The sequence below is a fragment of the Massilia aerilata genome (assembly GCF_042656905.1).
GTDB classification, from domain to species: domain Bacteria; phylum Pseudomonadota; class Gammaproteobacteria; order Burkholderiales; family Burkholderiaceae_D; genus Telluria; species Telluria aerilata.
Genome location: NZ_JBHSMZ010000016.1, coordinates 440,786 through 461,771, shown reverse-complemented (window position 1 = coordinate 461,771; position 20,986 = coordinate 440,786). Strand labels below are relative to the sequence as shown.

The window sequence follows — 20,986 nt, the reverse complement described above, 5'->3', positions numbered from 1 at the left end:
GCAATCCTTTGATAACCCGACCGGAGGATTGCCCATGAACGATCTCGTCATTGACCGCCGCGACTTCCTGAAAGTCGCGCTGGGCACCGGCTTCGCCGCCGCCACGCTGCCGGTCGCGGCGCAGTCCGTGATCAAGACCGATACCGCGGGCCTTACCGCCGGCACCATCAACCTGAACGTGAACGGCCAGACCGTCCCGGTCTACCGCGCCCAGCCCGAAGGCAAATCGAACCTGCCCGTCATCCTGGTGATTTCCGAGATCTTCGGCGTCCACGAGCATATCGCCGACGTCACCCGCCGCTTCGCGAAGCAGGGCTACCTGGCGCTGGCGCCGGAGCTGTTCGTGCGCCAGGGCGATCCGTCGAAGATCGGCGACATCGCCACCCTGATGAAGGACATCATCTCGAAGACCCCGGACGCACAGGTGATGGGCGACCTCGATGCCTGCGTGGCCTGGGCCGCGAACAATGGCGGCAACGTCGACAAGCTGGGCATCACCGGCTTTTGCTGGGGCGGGCGCATCACCTGGATGTACTCGGCCGATAACCCGAAGGTCAAGGCCGGCGTGGCCTGGTACGGACGCCTGCTGGGCGACACGACCGCGAACACGCCGAAGCATCCGGTCGACATCGCCCCGGCGCTCACCGTACCGGTGCTCGGCCTGTACGGCGCCAGGGACACCGGCATCCCGCTCGACACCGTCGAGAAGATGAAGGCAGCCCTGGCCAAGGGGTCGAGCAAGTCGGAATTCGTGGTGTACCCGGATGCGGGCCACGCCTTCCACGCCGATTACCGTCCGAGCTACAACGAGAAGGATGCGAAGGACGGCTGGACGCGTGCGCTGGCCTGGTTCAGGCAGCACGGCGTGGCCTGATTCGCACGGCTTACGGCCCGGCACGGTAAAATGCCGGGCTGGCGCCCGCACGCGGCGCACCAAAAGGACCTCGCAAAACCGTAGCGAGCGGCGGCCATGTTGGTTGAGAAGCGCAGCTGTACGTGAGTACAGCGAGCATCGCAAACCGACAGGGCAACGCGCAGTAGGTTTGGCTAGGTCCTAACAAGAAGAGGCTTCACGATCGATCCTGTACTCATCTCCATTTTGCTGGCAACCGGCCTGGCGGGCGTCGTCAGCATCACGGCTGCCGCGGTGTTTTCCTTCACGCTGCTGGCCAAGGTCGTCGAGCGCATGGTCAGCCTGTCGGTCGGCATCATGCTCGCGACCTCGCTGCTGCACGCGCTGCCGGAGGCTTTCGAGTCTGGCGTCGATCCGCGCGGCCTGTTCGCGACCCTGCTGGGCGGCCTGCTGGCCTTCTTCCTGCTGGAGAAGGTGGCGCTGCTGCGCCATTCGCACCACCACGAGGGCGACGGCCACCACCACGCGCACGGGCATGACGCGCACCAGGCGGGCAAGGCGGGATGGATGATCCTGATCGGCGACGGCATGCACAACTTCACGGACGGGATCCTGATCGCCGCCGCCTTCCTCGCCAATCCGCAGCTGGGCATCGTGACCGGCGTCGCCATCATCGCGCACGAGATCCCGCAGGAGATCGGCGACTTCATCGTGCTGCTGAACGCGGGCTTTTCGCGCCTGCGCGCCTATGTCTTCAACCTGCTGTGCAGCCTGCTGGCGGTGGTCGGCGGCCTGCTCGGCTACTACACCCTCGACAAGGCGAGCGGCCTGATCCCCTACGTGCTGGTGTTCGCGTCCTCGGGCTTCATCTACATCGCCGTGAGCGACCTGATGCCGCAGATGCAGCGCCGCGCCACCGTGCGCGAGTCGATTCCGCAGGTGCTGCTGATCGGATTGGGTGTGGTTATCGTGCTGCTCCTGACACACGGTCATTGAGGTTTGTTGCACTCCCATATTGACATGGGAATTCGAACCGGCCTATGCTGAGTCGTTCGCTATGTGGAGGCAGCAATGGCAAGGCTGGTCAATCAAGTGGTTGTGGCACTGCGTGAGAAGCCGTCGCGGTTCGGCTTTGTGCTCGGTATCCTGGTGTTGTCGGTCCTCGTATTTACGCTGGCGGACTTCCTGCCAGCGCCCTACGATATGAGCCGTTAAGCGCCCGTCGCAAGCGGGCGCGCCGAGTCCGCGCTCCACTCGCTCCACGATCCCGGATACAAAGCTGCGCCAGGCAGGCCTGCCACTTCCAGCGCCAGCAGGTTATGGCAGGCCGTGACGCCTGAGCCGCACTGCATGATGGCCTTCTCCGGATCGCCCACGACCCCCTCCAGTTCCGTCTTCAGCTGCGCCGGCGCCTTGAAGCGGCCGTCCGCCTGCAGGTTATCCTTGAAGAAGCGGTTTTTCGCGCCCGGGATATGGCCGCCCGCCGGGTCGATGGTCTCGTTCTCGCCGCGGAAGCGGTCCGGCGCGCGCGCGTCGACCACCTGGCGGCCGCCATGCTCCACGTTGTGCAGGACCGTATTCACGTCCACCGTCGTCACCAGCGCTTCGCGCGCCGCGATCGTGCCGGGGGCGCGTGAAGAGGGCGCATCGGTCGACAAGGGCAGGCCGGCCGCTTGCCAGGCCGGCAGGCCGCCATCCAGCACCGCCACGGCTTCGTGGCCGACCCAGCGCAGCATCCACCACAGGCGCGCCGCATACATGCCGCCGTGGGCGTCGTAGGCAACGACCTGCGTGCCCTCGTTCACGCCCCAGCCGCGCAGCAGTTCGATGAAGGCATCCTTTTCCGGCAGCGGATGGCGGCCGCGGAACGCACCATTGATATCGCGCTTGGCGCCCGACAGTTCGTGTTCCATGTCCGCGAACAGCGCGTTCGGCAGGTGGCCGGCCGCATAGGACGCGCGCCCGGCGGCCAGGTTCACCAGGTCGTGGCGGCAGTCGACGATCACCCAGCCGGCGTCATTGACATGCGGCGCCAGGGCGGCGGCTTCGATCAGGGTCGTGTACATCGGCGGTCTCCTTAAAGTTCGCTTACAGTTCGCTGGCGATCGGATCGGTATCCTCGACGACGGCGCCGCGCGCCGTGCTCTTCGTATTGTAGAACGTCGCGGCGATGCCGGAGGCCAGGATCACGCCCATCCCCAGCCACACGTGCCAGTCGAACACGTCGCCCCACAGCAGCATGCCCCACAGGCTGGAGAAGATGATGCCGGTGTACTGCAGGTTGGCCACCACCAGCACCTTGCCGAGGCGGTAGGCGCGCGTCATCGCCATCTGGGCCAGCAGCGCGGGGATGCCGATCGCCAGCAGCAGCAGGAAGCTAGGCCAGGAATGCGCATGGAAGGGCGCGGCGACGCCGTTCTCGAGCAGGGTGCCGAAGAAGCCGGCCACGGTCGTGGTCAGCGAAAAATAGAACACCACGCGGTATTCGGGTTCGCCCATCTGGCCCAGGTTACGCACCTGCATATAGGCCATCGCCGAGATAATCGAGGACATCACGCCCACCGCGCCGCCCAGCCAGGCATTCATCTCGACGGCAGGGCGCAGCACCAGGGTCACGCCGACGAAGCTCATGCCGATCGCCACCACCAGCGGCCATTCGGTCTGGCCCTTGGCATGCCACCAGCCCATCAGGAACATCCAGGCGGCGAGCCAGATCGGCGCCATGTAGTTGAGGGTGACGGCGGTGGCGAGGGGCAGCTTGCCGATCGCGTAGAACCACATCCACAGCGAGGTCACGCCGACCAGGCTGCGCACCAGGTGCTGCTTCGGGAAGAGGGTCTTGAGGCTGCCGCCCTGCAGGCGGATCATGAGGAACAGGAGCAGGGTGCCGACCAGGCCCCTGTACATCACGATTTCGGAAGTGGCGTAGTACGGGGAAACCAGCTTCACGCCCGCGCCCATGGCGGCGAACGCGAAGCTGGCAAACAGCATCCATAAAGCTGGCGGCATTACATTCCTGGTGCGATGAGGTCGAGTTTGTCCAGTTTACTTCGGTACCATTCGTGGAAGTGCTGCATGCCGTCTTCCATCGGCGACTGGTAGGGGCCGACCTCGTTGACGCCGCGGTCCAGCAGGATCTTGCGGCCGGCATCCATGCGCAGGGCGATCTCGTCGTCCTCGACGCAGGTCTCCATATAGGCCGCGCGCTCGGCATCGACGAACTCGCGCTCGAACAGCACGAACTCTTCCGGGTAATAGAACTCGACCACGTTGCGGGTCTTCTGCGGGCCCATCGGCCACAGCGTCGACACCACCAGCACGTTCGGATACCACTCGACCATGATGTTCGGGTACAGGGTCAGCCAGATCGCGCCATACTTCGGCGCCTGTCCATTGTTGAACTTCAGGACCTGTTCCTGCCACTTTTTATACGCGGGCGAGCCGGACTTCTGCAGGCCGCGGTGCACGCCGACGGTCTGGACGCTGTAGTCGCTGCCGAATTCCCAGCGCAGGTCGTCGCAGCTGATGAAGTTGCCCAGGCCCGGGTGGAAGGGCTCGACGTGGTAGTCCTCCAGGTAGACCTCGATGAAGGTCTTCCAGTTGTAGTCGCACTCGTGCACTTCCACATGGTCGAACATGTAACCCGAAAAATCGAGATCCTTGGTCACCGACATCCCGGCCAGCTTGTCCATGACCTTGTAGCCGTTCTGCTCGAACAGCAGGCCGTTCCAGTTCTGCAGCGGCGTCTTCGAGAGGTTCAGGCAGGGCGTGTCGGCGAAATGCGGCGCGCCGATCAGTTCGCCCTTCAGGTCGTAGGTCCAGCGGTGCAGGGGGCAGACGATGTTCTTGGCATTGCCGCGGCCATTGAACATCAGCGCCTGGCGATGGCGGCAGACGTTGGACATCAGTTCGATGCCTTGCGCGTTACGCACCAGCATGCGGCCTTCGTTTTCCGACTTCAGGGTCGAAAAATCGCCCTTTTCGGGCACCATCAGCTCATGCCCGGCGTAGCGGGGCCCCTTCAGGAACAGTTCCTGCATTTCGCGCTGCAACAGCGCCTGGTCGAAGTAGACATTTACCGGAAGCTGGGCGCACGAGCGCGCCAGCTTGGCGTGGGTAGCCAGATCGGACATCCCAACCCCCCTTTACAGATTTCAGCCAAAGAAGAGAAAGAATCCGAGAACCAGTATTTTGGGCGTCGAAAAACCTACTGCGCGTCGCACTGGCGGCCTGCGATGCTCGCCGTACTCAAGTACGGCTGCGCTTCTCGGCCACCATTGCTTCCGCTCGCTACGGTTTTTCTCGCCCACTTAAAGATGGAATACGGTATTTCGGAGACAGAACCGGAGATTATAGCCTGTAAAGGCTCAGCTGGGGCGCGGTCCCGCACGTGCTTGTGGTGCGTGCGTGCATAAAAATTGCCTGGAAGGCATCGTTTTCATTAATCGGGTGGCGCTTTGCGATAAAATGTGTCTTTGCTTACAAGATGCCGGACGTCGTTGCGGCGTCATGCAGGGGTAGGATTGTTTACAATAAGCGATTAGACTATTGCGCCTCGCCCCGAACCGATCGAACCATTATGCCAAATAAAACAAGCGCGGAGAGCGCCGTAGCGCCAGCGAGCCTCCCGCCCGAGTCTTTCGAGCAGGCGATGGCCGAGCTTGCCCAACTGGTCACGCAGATGGAAGGCGGCCAACTGCCGCTGGAAGCGTCGGTTGCCGCCTATGCGCGCGGCTCCGAACTGGTGCGTTATTGCGCGGCCCAGCTGGAAAAGGTGGAATCGCAGGTCAAGGTGCTGGAAGGCGAGATGCTCAAGCCCTTCAGCACGGACGCCGAGGACGCTGAATGAGCACGACCGTGAGCACGCAGCCGGACTTCCGCGCCTGGATGGAGGGCGTGCAGGCCCGCACCGAGGATGCCCTCGGCCGCTTCCTGCCGGCGGCGGCGTCGCGCCCCGCCAAGCTGCATGAAGCGATGCGCTACACCACGCTGGGCGGCGGCAAGCGCGTGCGTCCGCTGCTGGTCCATGCGGCCGGTGCGCTGTTCGGCGCCGGCGAGGACGCGGTCGCGCGCGCCGCCTGCGCGGTCGAGATGATCCACGTGTATTCGCTGGTCCACGACGACATGCCCTGCATGGACGACGACGCGCTCCGCCGCGGCAAGCCGACCGTGCATGTGGCCTACGACGAAGCGACCGCGCTGCTGGTCGGCGATGCGCTGCAAGCCCAGGCCTTCGAGGTGCTGGCCGGCGCCGGCGATGTCCCCCCGGCCCGCCTGGTGACGATGCTGCGCCTGCTGGCCGAGGCGGCCGGATCCGCCGGCATGTGCGGCGGCCAGGCGATCGACCTCGACAGCGTCGGCATCAGCCTGACCCTGGAAGAACTCGAGCGCATGCACCAGCTCAAAACGGGCGCCATGCTGCGCGTGTCGGTGCTGCTGGGCGCCCTCTGCGGGAAGGACCTCTCGCCGCAGGAGCTGGACGCACTGAAGGACTATTCGCGCGCCATCGGCCTGGCCTTCCAGGTGGTGGACGACGTGCTGGACGCGACCGCCGATTCCGCGACCCTCGGCAAGACCGCGGGCAAGGACGCCGCGGCGAACAAACCGACTTACGTATCGATTCTGGGGCTGGCGCCGTCGAAGGCGCTGGCCGAACAACTGCGGCGGCAGGCGCATGAGGCGCTCATGCCGTTCGGAGAACAAGCACTGCGGCTGCGCGAACTCGCGGACCTGATCGTGCAGCGGAAGGCCTAAATGAAACTGTTAGATACCATCAACGACCCCGCGGACCTGCGCAAGCTGCCGCGCACCCAGCTGACCCCGCTGGCCACCGAACTGCGCCAGTTCCTGCTGGATTCGGTGTCCAAGACCGGCGGCCACCTGTCGTCCAACCTCGGCACCGTCGAGCTGACGATCGCGCTGCACTACGTGTTCAACACGCCGGAAGACCGCATCGTGTGGGACGTCGGCCACCAGACCTATTCGCACAAGATCCTGACCGGGCGCCGCGGCCGCATGCCGACGCTGCGCCAGCATCACGGCCTGTCCGGCTTCCCGAAGCGCGACGAAAGCGAGTACGACACCTTCGGCACCGCCCACTCGTCGACCTCGATCTCGGCGGCGCTGGGCATGGCGCAGGCGGCCAGGATCAAGGGCGAGAAGCGCAAGGCGATCGCGGTGATCGGCGACGGCTCGATGACGGCCGGCATGGCCTTCGAAGCCCTGAACAATGCCGGCGTCGAGGAAGACGTCGACCTGCTGGTGGTCCTGAACGACAACGACATGTCGATCTCGCCGCCGGTGGGCGCGCTGAACCGCTATCTGGCGCGCCTGATGTCGGGCCAGTTCTACGCCGCCGCCAAGAACGTCGGCAAGAGCGTGCTGCCGGCGCCGATGCTGGAACTGGCGAAGAAGCTGGAAGAACACGCCAAGGGCATGGTGGTCCCGGCCACGATGTTCGAGGAATTCGGCTTCAACTACGTCGGCCCGATCGACGGCCACGACCTCGACTCGCTGATCCCGACCCTGCAGAACATCAAGAAGCTCAAGGGCCCGCAGTTCCTGCACGTGGTGACGAAAAAAGGGCAGGGCTACAAGCTGGCCGAAGCCGAGCCGATCCTGTACCACGGCACCGGCAAGTTCAATCCGAGCGAAGGCATCAAGCCGGCCACCGCGCCTTCGAAGATCACCTACACCGAGGTGTTCGGCAACTGGCTGTGCGACATGGCGGCCGTCGACAAGCGCCTGATCGGCATCACGCCGGCGATGCGCGAAGGCTCGGGCATGGTGCGCTTCCACCAGCAATACCCGGAACGCTACTTCGACGTCGGCATCGCCGAGCAGCACTCCGTCACCTTCGCCGCCGGCATGGCGACCGAAGGCGTCAAGCCGGTGCTGGCGATCTACTCGACCTTCCTGCAGCGCGGCTACGACCAGCTGATCCACGACGTGGCCCTGCAGAACCTGGACGTGACCTTCGCCCTGGACCGCGCCGGCCTGGTCGGCGCCGATGGCGCGACCCACGCCGGCAACTACGACCTGGCCTACCTGCGCTGCATCCCGAACATGGTCGTCATGGCGCCGTCCGACGAGAACGAATGCCGGCTGATGCTGACCACCGCCTACCACTACCCGGGGCCGGCAGCGGTGCGCTATCCGCGCGGCGCCGGCGTCGGCGCAGCCCTGCAGCAGGAACTGAGCTCGATCGAGATCGGCAAGGGCCTGGTGAAACGCGAAGGCAAGGGCGTCGCCATCCTGGCCTTCGGCTCGATGGTGGCCCCGAGCCTGAAGGCGGCCGAGGGCCTGAACGCGAGCGTGGCCGACATGCGCTTCGTGAAGCCGCTCGACGTCGACCTGGTGAAACGCCTGGCGAAGGAGCACGACTACCTGGTGACGGTGGAAGAGGGCTGCACCATGGGCGGCGCCGGTTCGGCCGTGGCCGAAGCCCTGGCTGCCGAGGGCATCGTCAAGCCGCTGCTGATCCTGGGCTTGCCGGACGCCTTCATCGACCAGGGCGACCCGGGCGTGCTGCTGGCTTCCGTCGGCCTGGACGCGCACGGCATCGCCAAATCGATCCGCGAGCGCTTCGGGATCGGCGAGCCGCGCCTCGTGGTCAACAACTGAGCAACAAAGAGCGGCGGCCGATCATGCTGATTGTTACCCACGGCGGCAAATTCCATGCGGATGACGCCTGGGCCGTCGCCGTCATCAAGGTCCTGCATTCCGGGGCCGAACTGGTGCGCACGCGCGACCAGGCCATCATCGACCGCGGCGATATCGTGATCGACGTCGGCGGCATCTGGGATCCGGCAAGCGGCCGCTTCGACCACCACCAGAAGGGCTTCAGCGGCGCGCGCACCAGCGGCGTGCCGTATGCCAGCGCAGGCCTGGTCTGGCGCGAATACGGCGGCCGCTGCGTCGAAGCGCTGGCGGCGAAGCATACCGGCCACCAGCTGAGCATGGATGCGGCCCAGCAGATGGCCAACGCGATCGATGCCGACATCGTGCAGTACCTCGACCTGTCGGACGTCGGCGCGGCCAAGAACGCGCCCGGCGGCTACGGCATGTCGGCGGTGGTCTCCGGCTACAACCCGAACTGGATGGACGAGGAAAGGCTGGGCTACGGCGAGGCCGCCGACGTCTACCGCCTGAGCCAGTTCCACCGCGCGATGGACTTCCTCACCGACGTGATGGCCAACGCCGTCAAGTACCGCGTCGGCGCCATGCTGGCGCTGGAGCAGGTGCGCGGCGCCGCGACGCTGGAAGGCGGGCGCCTGCTGTACCTGAAGAACGGCGCGCTGCCCTGGAGTTCGGTGGTGCGCAAGGAAATGCCGAAGGTCCTGTTCGTCATCAGCCACAACATCGGCGAGCAGCGCTACATGCTGCACACGGTGCCGGCCACGGTCGACACCTTCGAGGCGCGCGCCGATCTGCCGGCATCCTGGGCCGGTTTGCGCGATGCCGACCTGGCCGCCGTCACCGGCGTGGCGGACGCGGGCTTTTGCCACAACGGGCGTTTCATTGCCGCTGCCAAGTCGTATGAGGGGATCTATGCGATGGCGCTGCAGGCGCTGAAGGAAGTCGAGTAGTTCGTCGTTCCCGCCTGCGCGGGGACGGCGTCACTTGAACAGCTCCTCCGCCCGCCGGTAAAGAATCCACGAAGTCGCCACATACTTGTCCCCGCTGAGCGCCACATGCCCCTTGTGCGTGTGCGTAAAACCGGCCGGCGCGATGATCAGGCGGCCCTCTCTTGCTTCAAGCTTCCTGCCCTGGTACAGGAATTCCGTCTCCCCGCCATCGAGCACGTCGTTCAGGTAAAACTGGAACAGCAGCACGCGGTGCAGGGTCTCGCAGCTGGCGTTCTGTGGATAGATCTCGGAATGCCAGTGGTGGTAGCCGCCGCTGGCGCGCAGGTACTTCTGCAGGTTGATCGGGCCGCAGCGGTACATCGCCTGCACCAGCGCGTCCAGGTGCGGGCGGCCGCATGCGTCGAAGTTGTCGAGCGAGAGCGCAACCGGCTGGCCGGTCTCCGGATGCGCGACCATCGGTGACAGCGCGCCCAGCACCAGCGCGCGGTAGCGGTCCACGTACTGTGCAAGGTGACGGCGCACGGCGGCCGACATCAGCTGTGCCACGTCCTGCCATTCGGGGTGCTGGGTGAGAGTGAGATCCCAGCTGTCTTTTTTCGCCACGTCGACGCCGTTCCCGGTGCGCCCGCGCACGACCTTGTCGCTGGACTCGAAGCGCGCGAGGATGTGGGCGCACTGTTCGGCGCTCAGCGCATGGTCGTAGATGCCGATGAAGTCGTCGGTCATGATTATTTCAAGAATTATAAGTGTTGTATCGGAAACGTCACGTTCAGGCCGGTTGAGATAGCTTGCATGTTCGCTATGCGTTACGCTTGGGGATTCCCCTCATGCCGACATGCCTTTACCCGTGCTCCGGTTCATCCAGTCATTTGCTATCCCCGCGCGGTTTGCGCCGGCGCTCGAAGATGCCTGCCAGGCCGACCTGGCCGGCGACAAGGTGCGCATGCTGTATGTCGCCAGTATATTGTGCTCTGTCCTGGTGCTGTGCTTCGGTTGCCTCGACGCCGTCACCTTGCCGAGCAATGTGGCCGGCGCCTGGACGGCGCGCGCCATCGTCGTGCTTTCCGCCCTGGCGATTACGGCCGCCGTGCGCTTGCGCCCACAGGTCTTCCTGCGCCACTACACGCTCTCCATGTGCGGGACTGCGATCGGCTGGAGCCTCGGCATCGAGGCCATCATCATGCAGTCGAGTCCCACCGACCTGGCCTGGGGCACGTATTACGCCGGCCTGCTGATCGTGTCGATGGCGCTGTATGCCTGGACCTACCTGCGCCCGCTGTACGCGGCCATGACCGGCATCGCCGTGGTCGGCAGCTATGTGGCGGAAGCCGTCTTCGTGCAAGGGATGATCGAGCGCGGGCAATGGCCGCTGCTGGTGCAGAACAGCTTCTTTCTCGCGGGCGCGAACCTGGTCGGGATGATGTCCCTGATCCTGCGCGAACGCTTCTCGCGCCAGGCCTTCCTGCTCAAGAACGCGCTGGCGCATGACCTGAAACTCGAAGAAGAAGCCAAGCGCCAGAGCCAGCACCGGTCCGAGCACGATCCCCTGACCGGCCTGCCGAACCGGGTGCGCTTCCTGCGCAGGCTGGATGAATTACTGGCGGCGCGCCAGGGCGCCGCCGCGGTGGCGGTGCTGTTCCTCGACCTCGACGGTTTCAAGCCGGTCAACGACCGCCACGGCCATGCCGCCGGCGACCACATGCTGGCCGTGATCGCCGAGCGCATCCGCGGTGCGATCCGTACCTCCGACCTGGCCGCGCGCCTGGGCGGCGACGAGTTCGTGGTGGCGGTCCCGCTGGCCGACGCCAACGGCGACCTGGTGGTGCGCCGCATGAGCGCCGCCTTGCGTGCCGCGATCGCCGAGCCGGTCGATTACCAGGGACAGTACCTGCGGGTGACGGTCAGCATCGGCGCGGCGCTGTGCCCGCACGACGCCGCCAGCGCCGGCGAGCTGCTGCACCAGGCCGACCAGGACATGTACGCCTCGAAGCGCCACCGCAAGCAACTGGTGACCTGAGCGACTGTCCTCAAGCCGCTCGCTGCCCAGGCACGTGCAGCGAGCGCGCCAGCAGGTGGCCGGCCAGCCAACCGCCGACCAGGCCGCCTATGTGGGCCGCGTTGTCGGTGTGCGGATACAGGAAGCCGGCGCCGATGTTAAACAGCAGGAACGGCCCGATCGAGGCGCGCAGGTCCTGCACCACGGTCGGCGGCACGCCGCTGTGCTCGCGGCCGATGAAGGCGAACAGGCCGCCGATGATGCCGAAGATCGCGCCCGAGGCGCCGACGCTGTTCACCGGGTGGTGCGACAGCAAGCCCCACAGCAGGCTGCCCGCGCTGCCGCCGATCGCGGCCAGCAGGTACAGGCCGGCAAAGCGCAGGCTGCCGAAGATGCGCTCGACCAGTTGGCCCACTTGCCACAGCGTGAACATGTTCATCGCCAGGTGCAGCAGGTTCCCGTGCAGGAAAGCCGAGGTCAGGATGCGCCACCATTCGCCGGCGCGCAGCGTCCGGCTCGGAAGGTTCGATCCCCAGTTCACCAGCTGCAGCTGGGGCAGGAAGGGATGCACTTCCGGGCCCCAGCCGGTGAAGGAAGCCAGCTGCAGCTTCCAATGCCCGCCGCCGGCCACGTTCAGCAGGCCCTGCTTCCATAGCTGCAGGTGTCCCTGCATGGCGGCGGCCGAGTTCCAGCCCGGCAGCTTGAACGAGGGCGCACCATAGCCCTGGCGCTCCAGCCACATCAGGACGAAGATCGCGATGTTCGCGCCCAGCAGCGTCCAGATCACCGGCGTCGACGGGCTCCAGTAGTCGATGCGGTCATGGAAGGCGACACGTTCGGCATGCGCTTCCGCTTCGAATGCAGGCGTGCGGCGGCTGGGGAGGGCGGCGGCGATGGTTTTCGCGGCCTCGCGGCCGGCGGCGGAAAAACCGACTTCCTGTGCGCCATCCACACCCACCAGGTCGAAGATGACATCCTCGCCCCAGGTCCGCACGTTGACGACGTCGGCCTTGCGCAGGCGCTGCTCCGCCTTCTTCGGAAAGCGGAAGCTGCGGTGGATGCTGCCGCGCAGGAGCAGGAAGTCGGCCTCGACCGCCAGCTGCCCCGGGCCCTGGAGGCGGAAGGGATTCGACGGCCAGTTCGGCCCGCCACGGTAAAAGCGGACCGCGAACACCTCGGCCTTTTCCTGGACACCCAGCGTCATTCTCAGCCGCGCTTGCGCTCGTGGTTCCACAGCACGTCGCTGCCGCCGGCATGGCGGTTCAGCACGCGCGCCAGCACGAACATCAGGTCCGACAGGCGGTTCACGTATTGACGCGGCTGGGCATTGATCGTGTCCGACTTCGACAGGGCGACGATGCTGCGCTCGGCGCGCCGGCACACGGTGCGGCACACGTGGGACAGCGAAGCGGCGCGCGAACCGGCCGGCAGGATGAACTCCTTCAGGACCGGCAGGTCCGCATTGTATTTCTCGAGCAGGCCGTCGAGGCGCGCCACGTGTTCGTCCTTGATCATCTGGTAGCCCGGGATGCACAGCTCTCCGCCCAGGTCGAACAGGTCGTGCTGGATCGAGACCAGCTCTTCGCGCAGCTCGGCCGGCATGTCCTCGCACAGCAGCAGGCCGACGAAGGAGTTGAGCTCGTCGACGTCGCCCAGCGCGGCAATCCTTGCGCTGTCCTTGCCGGTGCGGCTGCCGTCGCCCAGTCCGGTGCTGCCGTCGTCGCCGGTACGCGTTGCGATTTTCGAGAGTCGATTGCCCATGGCTATGCCCTGCCTATAAAAAAAGATAGCGCGAGCATACGACAAAATGCTGCAATAGTGCTTACAATCGGCTTATGATCTCTGCGATTCCCGTCGACCCCCAGCGCCGCCAACAAGTGGCCTCAGCCCTGCGCGCCGTCCTGCCTGCGCGCTGTGTCCTGCACGATCCCGAGGACACCCGGCCCTACGAATGCGACGGCCTGGCGGCCTACCGCCAACTGCCGATGATCGTCACGCTGCCCGACAACGAGGAGCAGGTGCTGGCGATCCTGAAAGTCTGCCGCGATTTGAACGTGCCGATCGTGCCGCGCGGCGCCGGCACCGGCCTCTCCGGCGGCGCCCAGCCGCTGGCCGATGGCGTGGTGATTTCGACCGCCCGCCTGAACCGCATCCTGCGCGTCGAGCCGTATGCGCGCACGGCCGTGGTCCAGCCCGGCGTGCGCAACCTGGCGATCTCGGAAGCGGCCGCGCCCTTCGGCCTGTATTACGCGCCGGACCCGTCTTCGCAGATCGCCTGCACCATCGGCGGCAACGTCGCCGAGAACTCGGGCGGCGTGCACTGCCTGAAGTATGGCCTCACGGTGCACAACGTGCTGCGCGTGCGCGTCTGCACGATCGAGGGCGAGGTCATCGAACTGGGCGGCGAAGCGCTCGACGCGCCGGGCCTGGACCTGCTGGCCGTCTTCATCGGCTCGGAAGGCATGCTCGGCATCGTCACCGAAGTCACGGTCAAGCTCGTGCCGAAGCCGGCGCTGGCCCAGGTGATCATGGCCTCCTTCGACGACGTGGTCACGGGCGGCAACGCGGTGGCCAGCGTGATCGCGGCCGGCATCATTCCCGCCGGCCTCGAGATGATGGACCGGACTTCTTCGCGCATGGTCGAGCCTTTCGTGAAGGCCGGCTACGATCTCGACGCCGCCGCGATCCTGCTGTGCGAAGCGGACGGCACCGCGCTCGAGGTGGCCGAGGAAATCGAACGCATGACGGAGGTGCTGCAGCAGGCCGGCGCCAGCGCCATCGCGGTGTCGCAGAACGAGGCCGAGCGCCTGCGCTTCTGGTCTGGCCGCAAGAACGCCTTCCCGGCCGCGGGCCGCATCTCGGCCGACTACTACTGCATGGACGGCACCATCCCGCGCAAGCACCTGGCGCATGTGCTGACCCGCATCGAGGAAATGCAGGACACCTACGGCCTGCGCTGCGCCAACGTGTTCCATGCCGGCGACGGCAACATGCACCCGCTGATCATGTTCGACGCCAACAAGCCGGGCGAGCTGCAGCGCGCCGAGGACTTCGGCGCCGCCATCCTGGCCCTGTGCGTGGAAGTGGGCGGGACCATCACCGGCGAACATGGCGTCGGCGTCGAGAAGATCGATTCGATGTGCGTGCAGTTCGGCGCGAAGGAGCTGGAAGCCTTCTTCACTGTCAAGCGCGCCTTCGATCCCGGCATGCTGCTGAACCCGAACAAGGCGGTGCCGACGCTCCAGCGCTGCGCCGAGATGGGCAAGATGCGGGTGAGCGGCGGCGCGCTGCCGTTCGCGGACCTGCCGCGTTTTTGAAAGCGACGTTTTTGAAACCGACCATGCAGCAGATTCTTGAACAATTCCAGTCACAGGTGCGCGCGGCAGCCGCCGAAAAACGCGCGTTGCGCATCCGCGGCGGCGGCACCAAGGACTGGTACGGCCAACGTATCGAGGGCGAGATCCTCGACACCCGCGCCTATGCCGGCATTGTCGACTACGAGCCGACCGAACTGGTGATCACGGCGCGCTGCGGCACGCCGCTGGCCGAGATCGAAGCCGCGCTGGCCGAACGCAAGCAGATGCTGGCCTTCGAGCCGCCGCATTTCGGCGACGGTGCGACCCTGGGCGGCGCGATCGCCGCGGGGCTCTCGGGGCCGCGCCGCGCCAGCAGCGGCGCGCTGCGCGACTTCGTGCTCGGCGCGAAGCTGCTGGACGGGAAGGGCGAGGTGCTGACTTTCGGCGGCCAGGTGATGAAGAACGTGGCCGGCTACGACGTCTCGCGCCTGCTGGCCGGGGCTATGGGCACGCTCGGCCTGCTGACGGAAGTCTCGGTGAAAGTGCTGCCGCTCGCCTACCGCGAAGCCACCTTGCGCTTCGCGATGAACGAGATCGACGCCATCCGCAAGCTGAACGAATGGGGCGGCCAGCCGCTGCCGATCTCGGGCAGCTGCTGGCATGACGGTATGCTGGCGCTGCGCCTGTCGGGCGCGCAGGCCGCGGTCGATGCGGCAATCCGCACGCTGGGCACGGCGCATGGCGGCGAGCCGATGCCGGACTGCGCCGCTTTCTGGGCCTCGCTGCGCGAACAGCGCCACGCCTTCTTCGACGGCGACGCGCCGCTGTGGCGGCTGTCGGTGCCGTCGACCGCCGCCGCCATCGGGGTCAAAGCCCCCCAGCTGATCGAGTGGGGCGGGGCGCAGCGCTGGCTGCGCGCGGACGGCGATGCCGCCACCGCCCAGCGCATCCGCGCCGCCGTGACGGCCGCAAACGGCCACGCGACCCTGTTCCGCGGCGGCGACAAGAGCGTCGGCGTATTCCAGCCGCTGGCCCCGGCCATCGCGAAAATCCACGAACGTTTGAAAGCCGGATTCGATCCGTCGAACATCTTCAACCCCGGCCGGATGTACTAAAGATCATGCAAACGAACCTTGCCGATTTCATCAAGGGCACGCCGGAAGGCGACGAGGCGGAAGCCATCCTGCGCGCCTGCGTGCACTGCGGCTTCTGCACCGCCACCTGCCCCACTTACCAGCTGCTCGGCGATGAGCTCGATGGCCCGCGCGGCCGCATCTACCTGATCAAGCAGGTGCTGGAGGGCGTGGAGCCGACCCGCAAGACCCAGCTGCACCTGGACCGCTGCCTTACCTGCCGCAACTGCGAAAGCACCTGTCCGTCCGGCGTGAAGTACGGCCGCCTGGCCGACATCGGCCGCAGGGTGGTCGAGGAGCGCGTCCCGCGTCCGTTCAAGGATCGCGTCAAGCGGACCACCTTGAAGGAGTTCCTGCCGCGCGGCGGACTGTTCAAGCCGGCCTTCAAGGCAGGGCAGCTGGTACGGCCGCTGCTGCCCTCCAGCCTGCGCGACAAGCTGCAGCCGGCGCGCGCCGCCGGTCCGTGGCCGCGCCGCGAGCACGCGCGCAAGATGCTGGCGCTGGCGGGCTGCGTGCAGCCGGCGATGGCGCCCGACATCAACGCCGCCACCGCGCGCGTGCTGGATTCGCTGGGCGTGCAGCTGCTCGAAGTGCCGAAGGCAGGCTGCTGCGGCGCGGTGCGCTTCCACATGAACGACCAGGACGGCGGCCGCGACGACATGCGCCGCAATATCGACGCCTGGTGGCCCTACGTGGAGAGCGGCCAGGTCGAGGCGATCGTGATGACGGCCTCGGGCTGCGGCGTCACCGTCAAGGAATACGGCCACCTGCTGGCGCAAGATCTGCAATACGCCGCCAAGGCCGAGCGGATCAGCGCGATGACGAAGGACCTGTCCGAAATCATGCAGGACTTCGAGGGCGAGCTGAATGCGCGCATGGCCGGCCGCATCCAGGAACGCATCGCCTTCCACCCGCCCTGCACCCTGCAGCACGGCCAGCAGATCCGCGGCAAGGTCGAAGGCGTGCTGCGTGCCGCCGGCGTCGACGTGGTGCTGTGCGCCGACAGCCATCTTTGTTGCGGCTCGGCCGGCACCTATTCGGTGCTGCATCCGGAGATCGCGCACGAACTGCGCGACCGCAAGCTGGCGAACCTGGAAGCCACCGGCGCCAAGGAGATCGTGTCCGCGAATATCGGCTGCATCGGCCATTTGCAATCGGGGACCGGGACGCCGGTCAGGCACTGGATCGAGCTGGTCGACCGCGCGCTTGCCGGCGTGGCGGCATGATGCGGGGCCTGGTCGCCGTATTGCTGGCCGCCGCCTGCAGCCTGGCCGCCGCTGCGGACAAGCAGCCGCACAAGCCGCCGCAGAAGAAGCTTGCGGCCGCCGACGAGAGCACGGAAGGCTTCCTGAACCTCTACGTCGAAATCTGCGTGCGCCACTTCGGCGATCTCGAAGACTTCCGCGCCCGTCTGCTGCGCGAGAAAGTGCCGAAGCTGGCGCCGGAACACGCGAAGCTGTTCCTGTCCGGGATGGCGGGCGACGCCTGGCCGGTGCCGTACAAGGGCAAGATGGGCAACTTCGTGCTGGCCCTGCCGGCCGGGAAGAACCTGTGCCTGCTGCACGCGCACCGCGCGAATACCGTCGCGGTCGAGAAGGGCTTCCTCGACATCGTCGCCGATGCGCCCAAGCCGATGGTGGCGAAGCGCGGGCCGGTGCGAGAGGAGCTGAGCCTCGACAAACTCAAGATGCGCACCGTCTCGTCCACCTGGGCGCCGCCGGGCGCGCGCCGCAAGATGGAATTCATGCTGACCACCTCGGCCTCGCCCAAGGCCGAGCTACAGGCGCTGGGCTCGGTGGCGATCGTTGCCGACGACGGCCCGCCGAAGGCGCCGGCGCGTCCGGCGCCAAAACGGACGCCGTGATAGCATCTGCGCCCGATATTTTCAAGCTGTAAGGCGGAGGTGCCCATGAGTTTCGTGTTTCGATTGATCTCCCAGGACGAGGATGCAGCGCCCTCGGTCGCGTTCCAGGATTCGATCGGTCCCGGCTACGTCTCTCTGTGGGAAAAGGTCGGGGTCTACGATGCGCTCTACAATAGCGACGGGCGCGAGGCGCGCGAGGTGTCGCGGGCGATCGCCTTCGGCATCGACCAGCTGAGCGACAACGAAGCGCTGGGCCGCATGCTGCCGGCCACCGCGCGCCTGGGCGAGGCGATCCGCTTCCTGGAGAACGTGCACCGCGGCTGCACCATTCATTCGTCGGCGCGCGTCGAGACGCACTAGAGTGGCGCTTCAAACCGTTTTCGGGCGGCGCCCGGTATGCTGTCGGCCATGTCGAAACCACCCATCACCATCAGCGGCGAGACTCTCGACCGCGCCCGCATCGAACAGCTGCTCGCGGAACAAGCGCTGCTGGCGTTCGAAGAATGCGATTTCCAGCAGGCCGACCTGTCGCGCCTGAACCTCGAGGATTGCAGCTTTTCCCATTGCGCCGTGGCTGAAGCCTCATTCTATGCGGCCAGGCTGGCGCGCACGCGCTGGCGGCGCTGCCGCGGCGGCCATGCCGATTTCGAAGCCGCCGACCTGGTCGACGCCCGCTTCGAATCCTGCGACTTGAACAACGCCAGCTGGCGCCGCGCCAGGCTCGCATCGACCAGCTTCCGCGGCTGCAAGCTGACCGGCGCCAGTTTCGAGGAAGTGTCGCAGCTGGGCCTGTCCTTCGACGACTGCCTGCTGGTCGGCGCCGACCTGCGCCGCATGTCCTTCCGGAGGGCCAGGCTCGCCGGCCTGGATTTTTCGGACGCCGACCTGTCGGGCTGCGACTTCCGCGAAGCCGTGTTCGAAGGCGGCAGCCTGCGCGATGCCCATATCAAGGACACGCGCTTCGAGCAGGCCGATTTGCGCGAGGCCGATGTAGGCGGACTCAAATTGTTGAATGCCAAGCAGTTCGCCGGCGCGACCATCTCGCCGCGCCAGGCCGCGGAGCTGGTGCGTACACTGGGCCTGAACGTCGCCTGAGTTTTTAACGCAGCTGCTGTAGTAAAATTACATCTCTTCCATGGAGGTGTCAGCGATGCGCGTTCGTCCCAGCTTCAAACCGGATTCCCGTTTGTTCTCCCTGGCCGTGGCGGCCGCCCTCAGCCTGGCCGGCCAGGCCGCCTGGGCGCAGGCCGTCGTCGCCAGCGCTGTCTCGCCCGGCGACGTGCTGCAGGTCGACGTCCGGATCGACGGCGCCGGCAAGCTGGGCTACGACATCAAGCGCCGCGGCAAGGAGATCATCGGCCTGTCGCGACTGGGCTTCAACCTCGCCAACGCGCCCAAGCTGGATGGCGGCTTCAGCCTGCGCGCGCAGAAGACCAGCGAGCATGACGACACCTGGGAGCAGCCCTGGGGCGAGCGCCGCTACGTGCGCAACCATTACCGCGAGCTGCGCGTCGATGTCGAGCAGAAGAATCGAGGCGGCCGTGGATTGACGATCGTCTTCCGCATCTACGACGACGGCGTCGGCTTCCGCTACGAATTCCCGTCCCAGCCGCAGCTGGTTGACGCGGCCATCCTCGACGAGCTGACCGAATTCGCGGTCGCCCAGCCGGCCACCGCCTGGTGGATCCCGGCCGGCGAGCTGCCCGGCCTCGAAGAACAGATCCAGAAGGCGCCGCTGGCCGAAATCGGCACCGCCAACACGCCGCTGACCCTGCGCCTGGCGGACGGCACCCACGTCGCCCTGCACGAGGCGGCGCTGGTCGATTACGCCTCGATGTGGGTGCGCAAGGTCGAAGGCCAGAATCTGCGCGCGCAGCTGGCGCCGTCTTCGACCGGGCCCGCAGTGGTCAAGCATGGCGCCTTCACGACGCCATGGCGCACGCTGCGCATCGCCGACGATGCGGCAGGGCTCTACATGTCCGACCTCGAGCTGAACCTGAACGAACCGAACAAGCTGGGCGACGTGTCCTGGGTCCACCCGTCGAAGTTCGTCGGCGTCTGGTGGAGCATGCACCTGCAGCACACCAGCTGGAACGCGGGACCGAAGCATGGCGCCAACACCGCCAACGTGAAGAAGTACATCGACTACGCCGCGCAGAACGGTTTCCGCGGCGTGCTGGTCGAAGGCTGGAACCAGGGCTGGGAAAGCGACTGGGGCCATGGCGGCGCCGACTTCAGTTTCACCAAGCCTTATCCCGACTTCGACCTGCCGGCGCTGGCCGCCTACGCGAAGGAGAAGGGCGTGCGCCTGATCGGCCATCACGAGACCGGCGCCAACCTGCCGGCCTACGAAAAGCAGATGGACGCCGCCTACAAGCTGTATGCGAAGCTGGGCGTGGACAGCGTGAAGTCCGGCTACGTACACGAAGCCGGCAGCATGCAGTTCCAGGGCGCGGACGGCAGGGTCCACTACGGCCACTACGATTCGCAGGAAGGCGTGCGCCACTTCCTGAAAGCCGTGACGGAAGCGGCTCGCTACAAGATCGCCGTCGACACCCACGAGCCGATCAAGGACACCGGCCTGCGCCGCACCTACCCGAACTGGATCTCGCGCGAGGGCGCGCGCGGCGTCGAATACAACGCCTGGGGCACGCCGCCGAACAGCGTCGACCACGAGGCCAAGCTGGTCTTCACCCGCATGCTGAGCGGCCCGATGGACTACACGCCGGGCATCCTGAGCCTGGTGGGCGCGGACGGCAAGGTGTTCAACTCGACCCAGGCCAAGCAGCTCGCCAACTTTGTCCTCATCTACTCGCCGATCGTGATGGCGGCCGACCTGCCGGAGAACTACGCGAAATACCCGGCCGCCTTCAAGTTCATCCGCGACGTGCCGACCGACTGGGCCGAGACGCGCGTGATCAACGGCGCCGTGGGCGAGTACGCCAGCATCGCGCGCAAGGACCGCAAGTCGGATGATTGGTACGTGGGGGCGGTGACCGACGGCGAGGCGCGCACGCTGGCGCTGCCTTTGGCTTTCCTCGATCCGGGCAAGCAGTATGTGGCCGAGATCTATCGGGATGGCAATGCGGCGGATTACCGCAACGAGCATCGCTTCGATCTGGTGACCGAGACGAAGACGGTGACCGCGAAGGACGTGCTGCAGCTGAAGCTTGCGCCAGGTGGCGGGCAGGCGATCAGGTTGTCGCCGCAGCGGTGAGGCGCCGAGATGAGTATCTAGAGCCTGCTGCTGTGGATG

21 protein-coding genes are annotated in these 20,986 nt (G+C 66.3%); 15 read left to right on the top strand and 6 right to left on the bottom strand.

The window, feature by feature from the left end; genetic code table 11:
• The first annotated feature begins 34 nt into the window (after positions 1-34).
• The 3 genes from ACFPO9_RS21605 to ACFPO9_RS21595 all read left to right on the top strand — a co-directional run bounded on the left by ACFPO9_RS21605 (position 35) and on the right by ACFPO9_RS21595 (position 2,068).
• On the top strand, positions 35-874 hold the full coding sequence (locus ACFPO9_RS21605) for a dienelactone hydrolase family protein (RefSeq protein ID WP_379774731.1): 840 nt from the start codon (positions 35-37) through the stop codon (positions 872-874).
• Between the two features lie 225 nt (positions 875-1,099).
• Positions 1,100-1,849: a ZIP family metal transporter gene (locus ACFPO9_RS21600; RefSeq protein WP_379774729.1), complete on the top strand. Its 750-nt coding sequence runs from the start codon at positions 1,100-1,102 to the stop codon at positions 1,847-1,849.
• A 75-nt stretch (positions 1,850-1,924) separates the two neighbouring features.
• Entirely contained in the window at positions 1,925-2,068 is a 144-nt protein-coding gene (locus ACFPO9_RS21595) for a hypothetical protein (RefSeq protein ID WP_379774727.1), read from the top strand.
• Here the strand turns inward: ACFPO9_RS21595 and ACFPO9_RS21590 are convergent.
• From ACFPO9_RS21590 to ACFPO9_RS21580, 3 genes are read right to left on the bottom strand one after another with little or no spacing between them, the layout of a single operon-like run.
• Complete coding sequence (locus ACFPO9_RS21590; RefSeq protein ID WP_379774725.1) at positions 2,065-2,919, bottom strand: sulfurtransferase; 855 nt, start codon at positions 2,917-2,919, stop codon at positions 2,065-2,067. The genes ACFPO9_RS21595 and ACFPO9_RS21590 overlap by 4 nt on opposite strands.
• Before the next feature lie 22 nt (positions 2,920-2,941).
• Positions 2,942-3,862: a DMT family transporter gene (locus ACFPO9_RS21585; RefSeq protein WP_379774723.1), complete on the bottom strand. Its 921-nt coding sequence runs from the start codon at positions 3,860-3,862 to the stop codon at positions 2,942-2,944.
• Positions 3,862-4,986 carry an aromatic ring-hydroxylating oxygenase subunit alpha gene (locus tag ACFPO9_RS21580; protein WP_379774721.1) on the bottom strand — a complete coding sequence of 375 codons (1,125 nt, stop codon included), beginning with the start codon at positions 4,984-4,986 and terminating at the stop codon, positions 3,862-3,864. Before ACFPO9_RS21580 ends, ACFPO9_RS21585 begins: the two co-directional genes overlap by 1 nt.
• A 446-nt stretch (positions 4,987-5,432) precedes the next feature.
• On the opposite strand from ACFPO9_RS21580, the gene ACFPO9_RS21575 reads away from it, so the two are divergent.
• From ACFPO9_RS21575 to ACFPO9_RS21560, 4 genes are read left to right on the top strand one after another with little or no spacing between them, the layout of a single operon-like run.
• Positions 5,433-5,702, top strand: a complete 270-nt coding sequence (locus tag ACFPO9_RS21575; RefSeq protein ID WP_379774718.1) for an exodeoxyribonuclease VII small subunit — start codon at positions 5,433-5,435, stop codon at positions 5,700-5,702.
• Positions 5,699-6,607 (top strand): polyprenyl synthetase family protein, encoded by a 909-nt coding sequence (locus ACFPO9_RS21570; protein WP_379774715.1) that lies wholly within the window; start codon positions 5,699-5,701, stop codon positions 6,605-6,607. The genes ACFPO9_RS21575 and ACFPO9_RS21570 overlap by 4 nt, the downstream gene beginning before the upstream one ends.
• On the top strand, positions 6,608-8,476 hold the full coding sequence (gene dxs / locus ACFPO9_RS21565) for a 1-deoxy-D-xylulose-5-phosphate synthase (protein ID WP_379774712.1): 1,869 nt from the start codon (positions 6,608-6,610) through the stop codon (positions 8,474-8,476).
• Between the two features lie 23 nt (positions 8,477-8,499).
• Positions 8,500-9,441, top strand: coding sequence for an MYG1 family protein (locus tag ACFPO9_RS21560; RefSeq protein ID WP_379774709.1), 942 nt, complete (start codon positions 8,500-8,502; stop codon positions 9,439-9,441).
• Between the two features lie 30 nt (positions 9,442-9,471).
• Here ACFPO9_RS21560 and ACFPO9_RS21555 read toward each other — a convergent pair whose 3' ends face one another.
• Entirely contained in the window at positions 9,472-10,167 is a 696-nt protein-coding gene (locus tag ACFPO9_RS21555) for a 2OG-Fe(II) oxygenase family protein (protein ID WP_379774706.1), read from the bottom strand.
• A 121-nt stretch (positions 10,168-10,288) separates the two neighbouring features.
• Between ACFPO9_RS21555 and ACFPO9_RS21550 the strand changes: the two genes are divergently transcribed.
• Positions 10,289-11,458 carry a diguanylate cyclase domain-containing protein gene (locus ACFPO9_RS21550; RefSeq protein ID WP_379774703.1) on the top strand — a complete coding sequence of 390 codons (1,170 nt, stop codon included), beginning with the start codon at positions 10,289-10,291 and terminating at the stop codon, positions 11,456-11,458.
• 10 nt (positions 11,459-11,468) lie between these two features.
• On the opposite strand, the gene ACFPO9_RS21545 is transcribed toward ACFPO9_RS21550, so the two are convergent.
• Positions 11,469-12,641 carry a rhomboid family intramembrane serine protease gene (locus tag ACFPO9_RS21545; RefSeq protein WP_379774700.1) on the bottom strand — a complete coding sequence of 391 codons (1,173 nt, stop codon included), beginning with the start codon at positions 12,639-12,641 and terminating at the stop codon, positions 11,469-11,471.
• 2 nt (positions 12,642-12,643) lie between these two features.
• On the bottom strand, positions 12,644-13,198 hold the full coding sequence (locus ACFPO9_RS21540) for a cob(I)yrinic acid a,c-diamide adenosyltransferase (protein WP_379774697.1): 555 nt from the start codon (positions 13,196-13,198) through the stop codon (positions 12,644-12,646).
• Positions 13,199-13,272: 74 nt separating this feature from the next.
• Between ACFPO9_RS21540 and ACFPO9_RS21535 the strand changes: the two genes are divergently transcribed.
• Genes ACFPO9_RS21535 through ACFPO9_RS21505 form a run of 7 tightly spaced genes read left to right on the top strand, consistent with a single transcriptional unit; the run spans position 13,273 to position 20,947 of the window.
• On the top strand, positions 13,273-14,754 hold the full coding sequence (locus tag ACFPO9_RS21535) for an FAD-linked oxidase C-terminal domain-containing protein (RefSeq protein WP_379774695.1): 1,482 nt from the start codon (positions 13,273-13,275) through the stop codon (positions 14,752-14,754).
• A gap of 23 nt (positions 14,755-14,777) precedes the next feature.
• Positions 14,778-15,848 carry a glycolate oxidase subunit GlcE gene (gene glcE / locus ACFPO9_RS21530; protein WP_379774692.1) on the top strand — a complete coding sequence of 357 codons (1,071 nt, stop codon included), beginning with the start codon at positions 14,778-14,780 and terminating at the stop codon, positions 15,846-15,848.
• A 5-nt stretch (positions 15,849-15,853) separates the two neighbouring features.
• Positions 15,854-17,092: a glycolate oxidase subunit GlcF gene (gene glcF, locus ACFPO9_RS21525; protein ID WP_379774689.1), complete on the top strand. Its 1,239-nt coding sequence runs from the start codon at positions 15,854-15,856 to the stop codon at positions 17,090-17,092.
• Entirely contained in the window at positions 17,089-17,730 is a 642-nt protein-coding gene (locus ACFPO9_RS21520; protein ID WP_379774687.1) for an NMCC_0638 family (lipo)protein, read from the top strand. Before glcF ends, ACFPO9_RS21520 begins: the two co-directional genes overlap by 4 nt.
• Before the next feature lie 45 nt (positions 17,731-17,775).
• Complete coding sequence (locus tag ACFPO9_RS21515) at positions 17,776-18,090, top strand: hypothetical protein (protein ID WP_379774685.1); 315 nt, start codon at positions 17,776-17,778, stop codon at positions 18,088-18,090.
• 48 nt (positions 18,091-18,138) lie between these two features.
• Positions 18,139-18,825 (top strand): pentapeptide repeat-containing protein, encoded by a 687-nt coding sequence (locus ACFPO9_RS21510; RefSeq protein WP_379774683.1) that lies wholly within the window; start codon positions 18,139-18,141, stop codon positions 18,823-18,825.
• 55 nt (positions 18,826-18,880) lie between these two features.
• Positions 18,881-20,947, top strand: coding sequence for a glycoside hydrolase family 97 protein (locus tag ACFPO9_RS21505; protein WP_379774680.1), 2,067 nt, complete (start codon positions 18,881-18,883; stop codon positions 20,945-20,947).
• Positions 20,948-20,986: the final 39 nt, after the last annotated feature.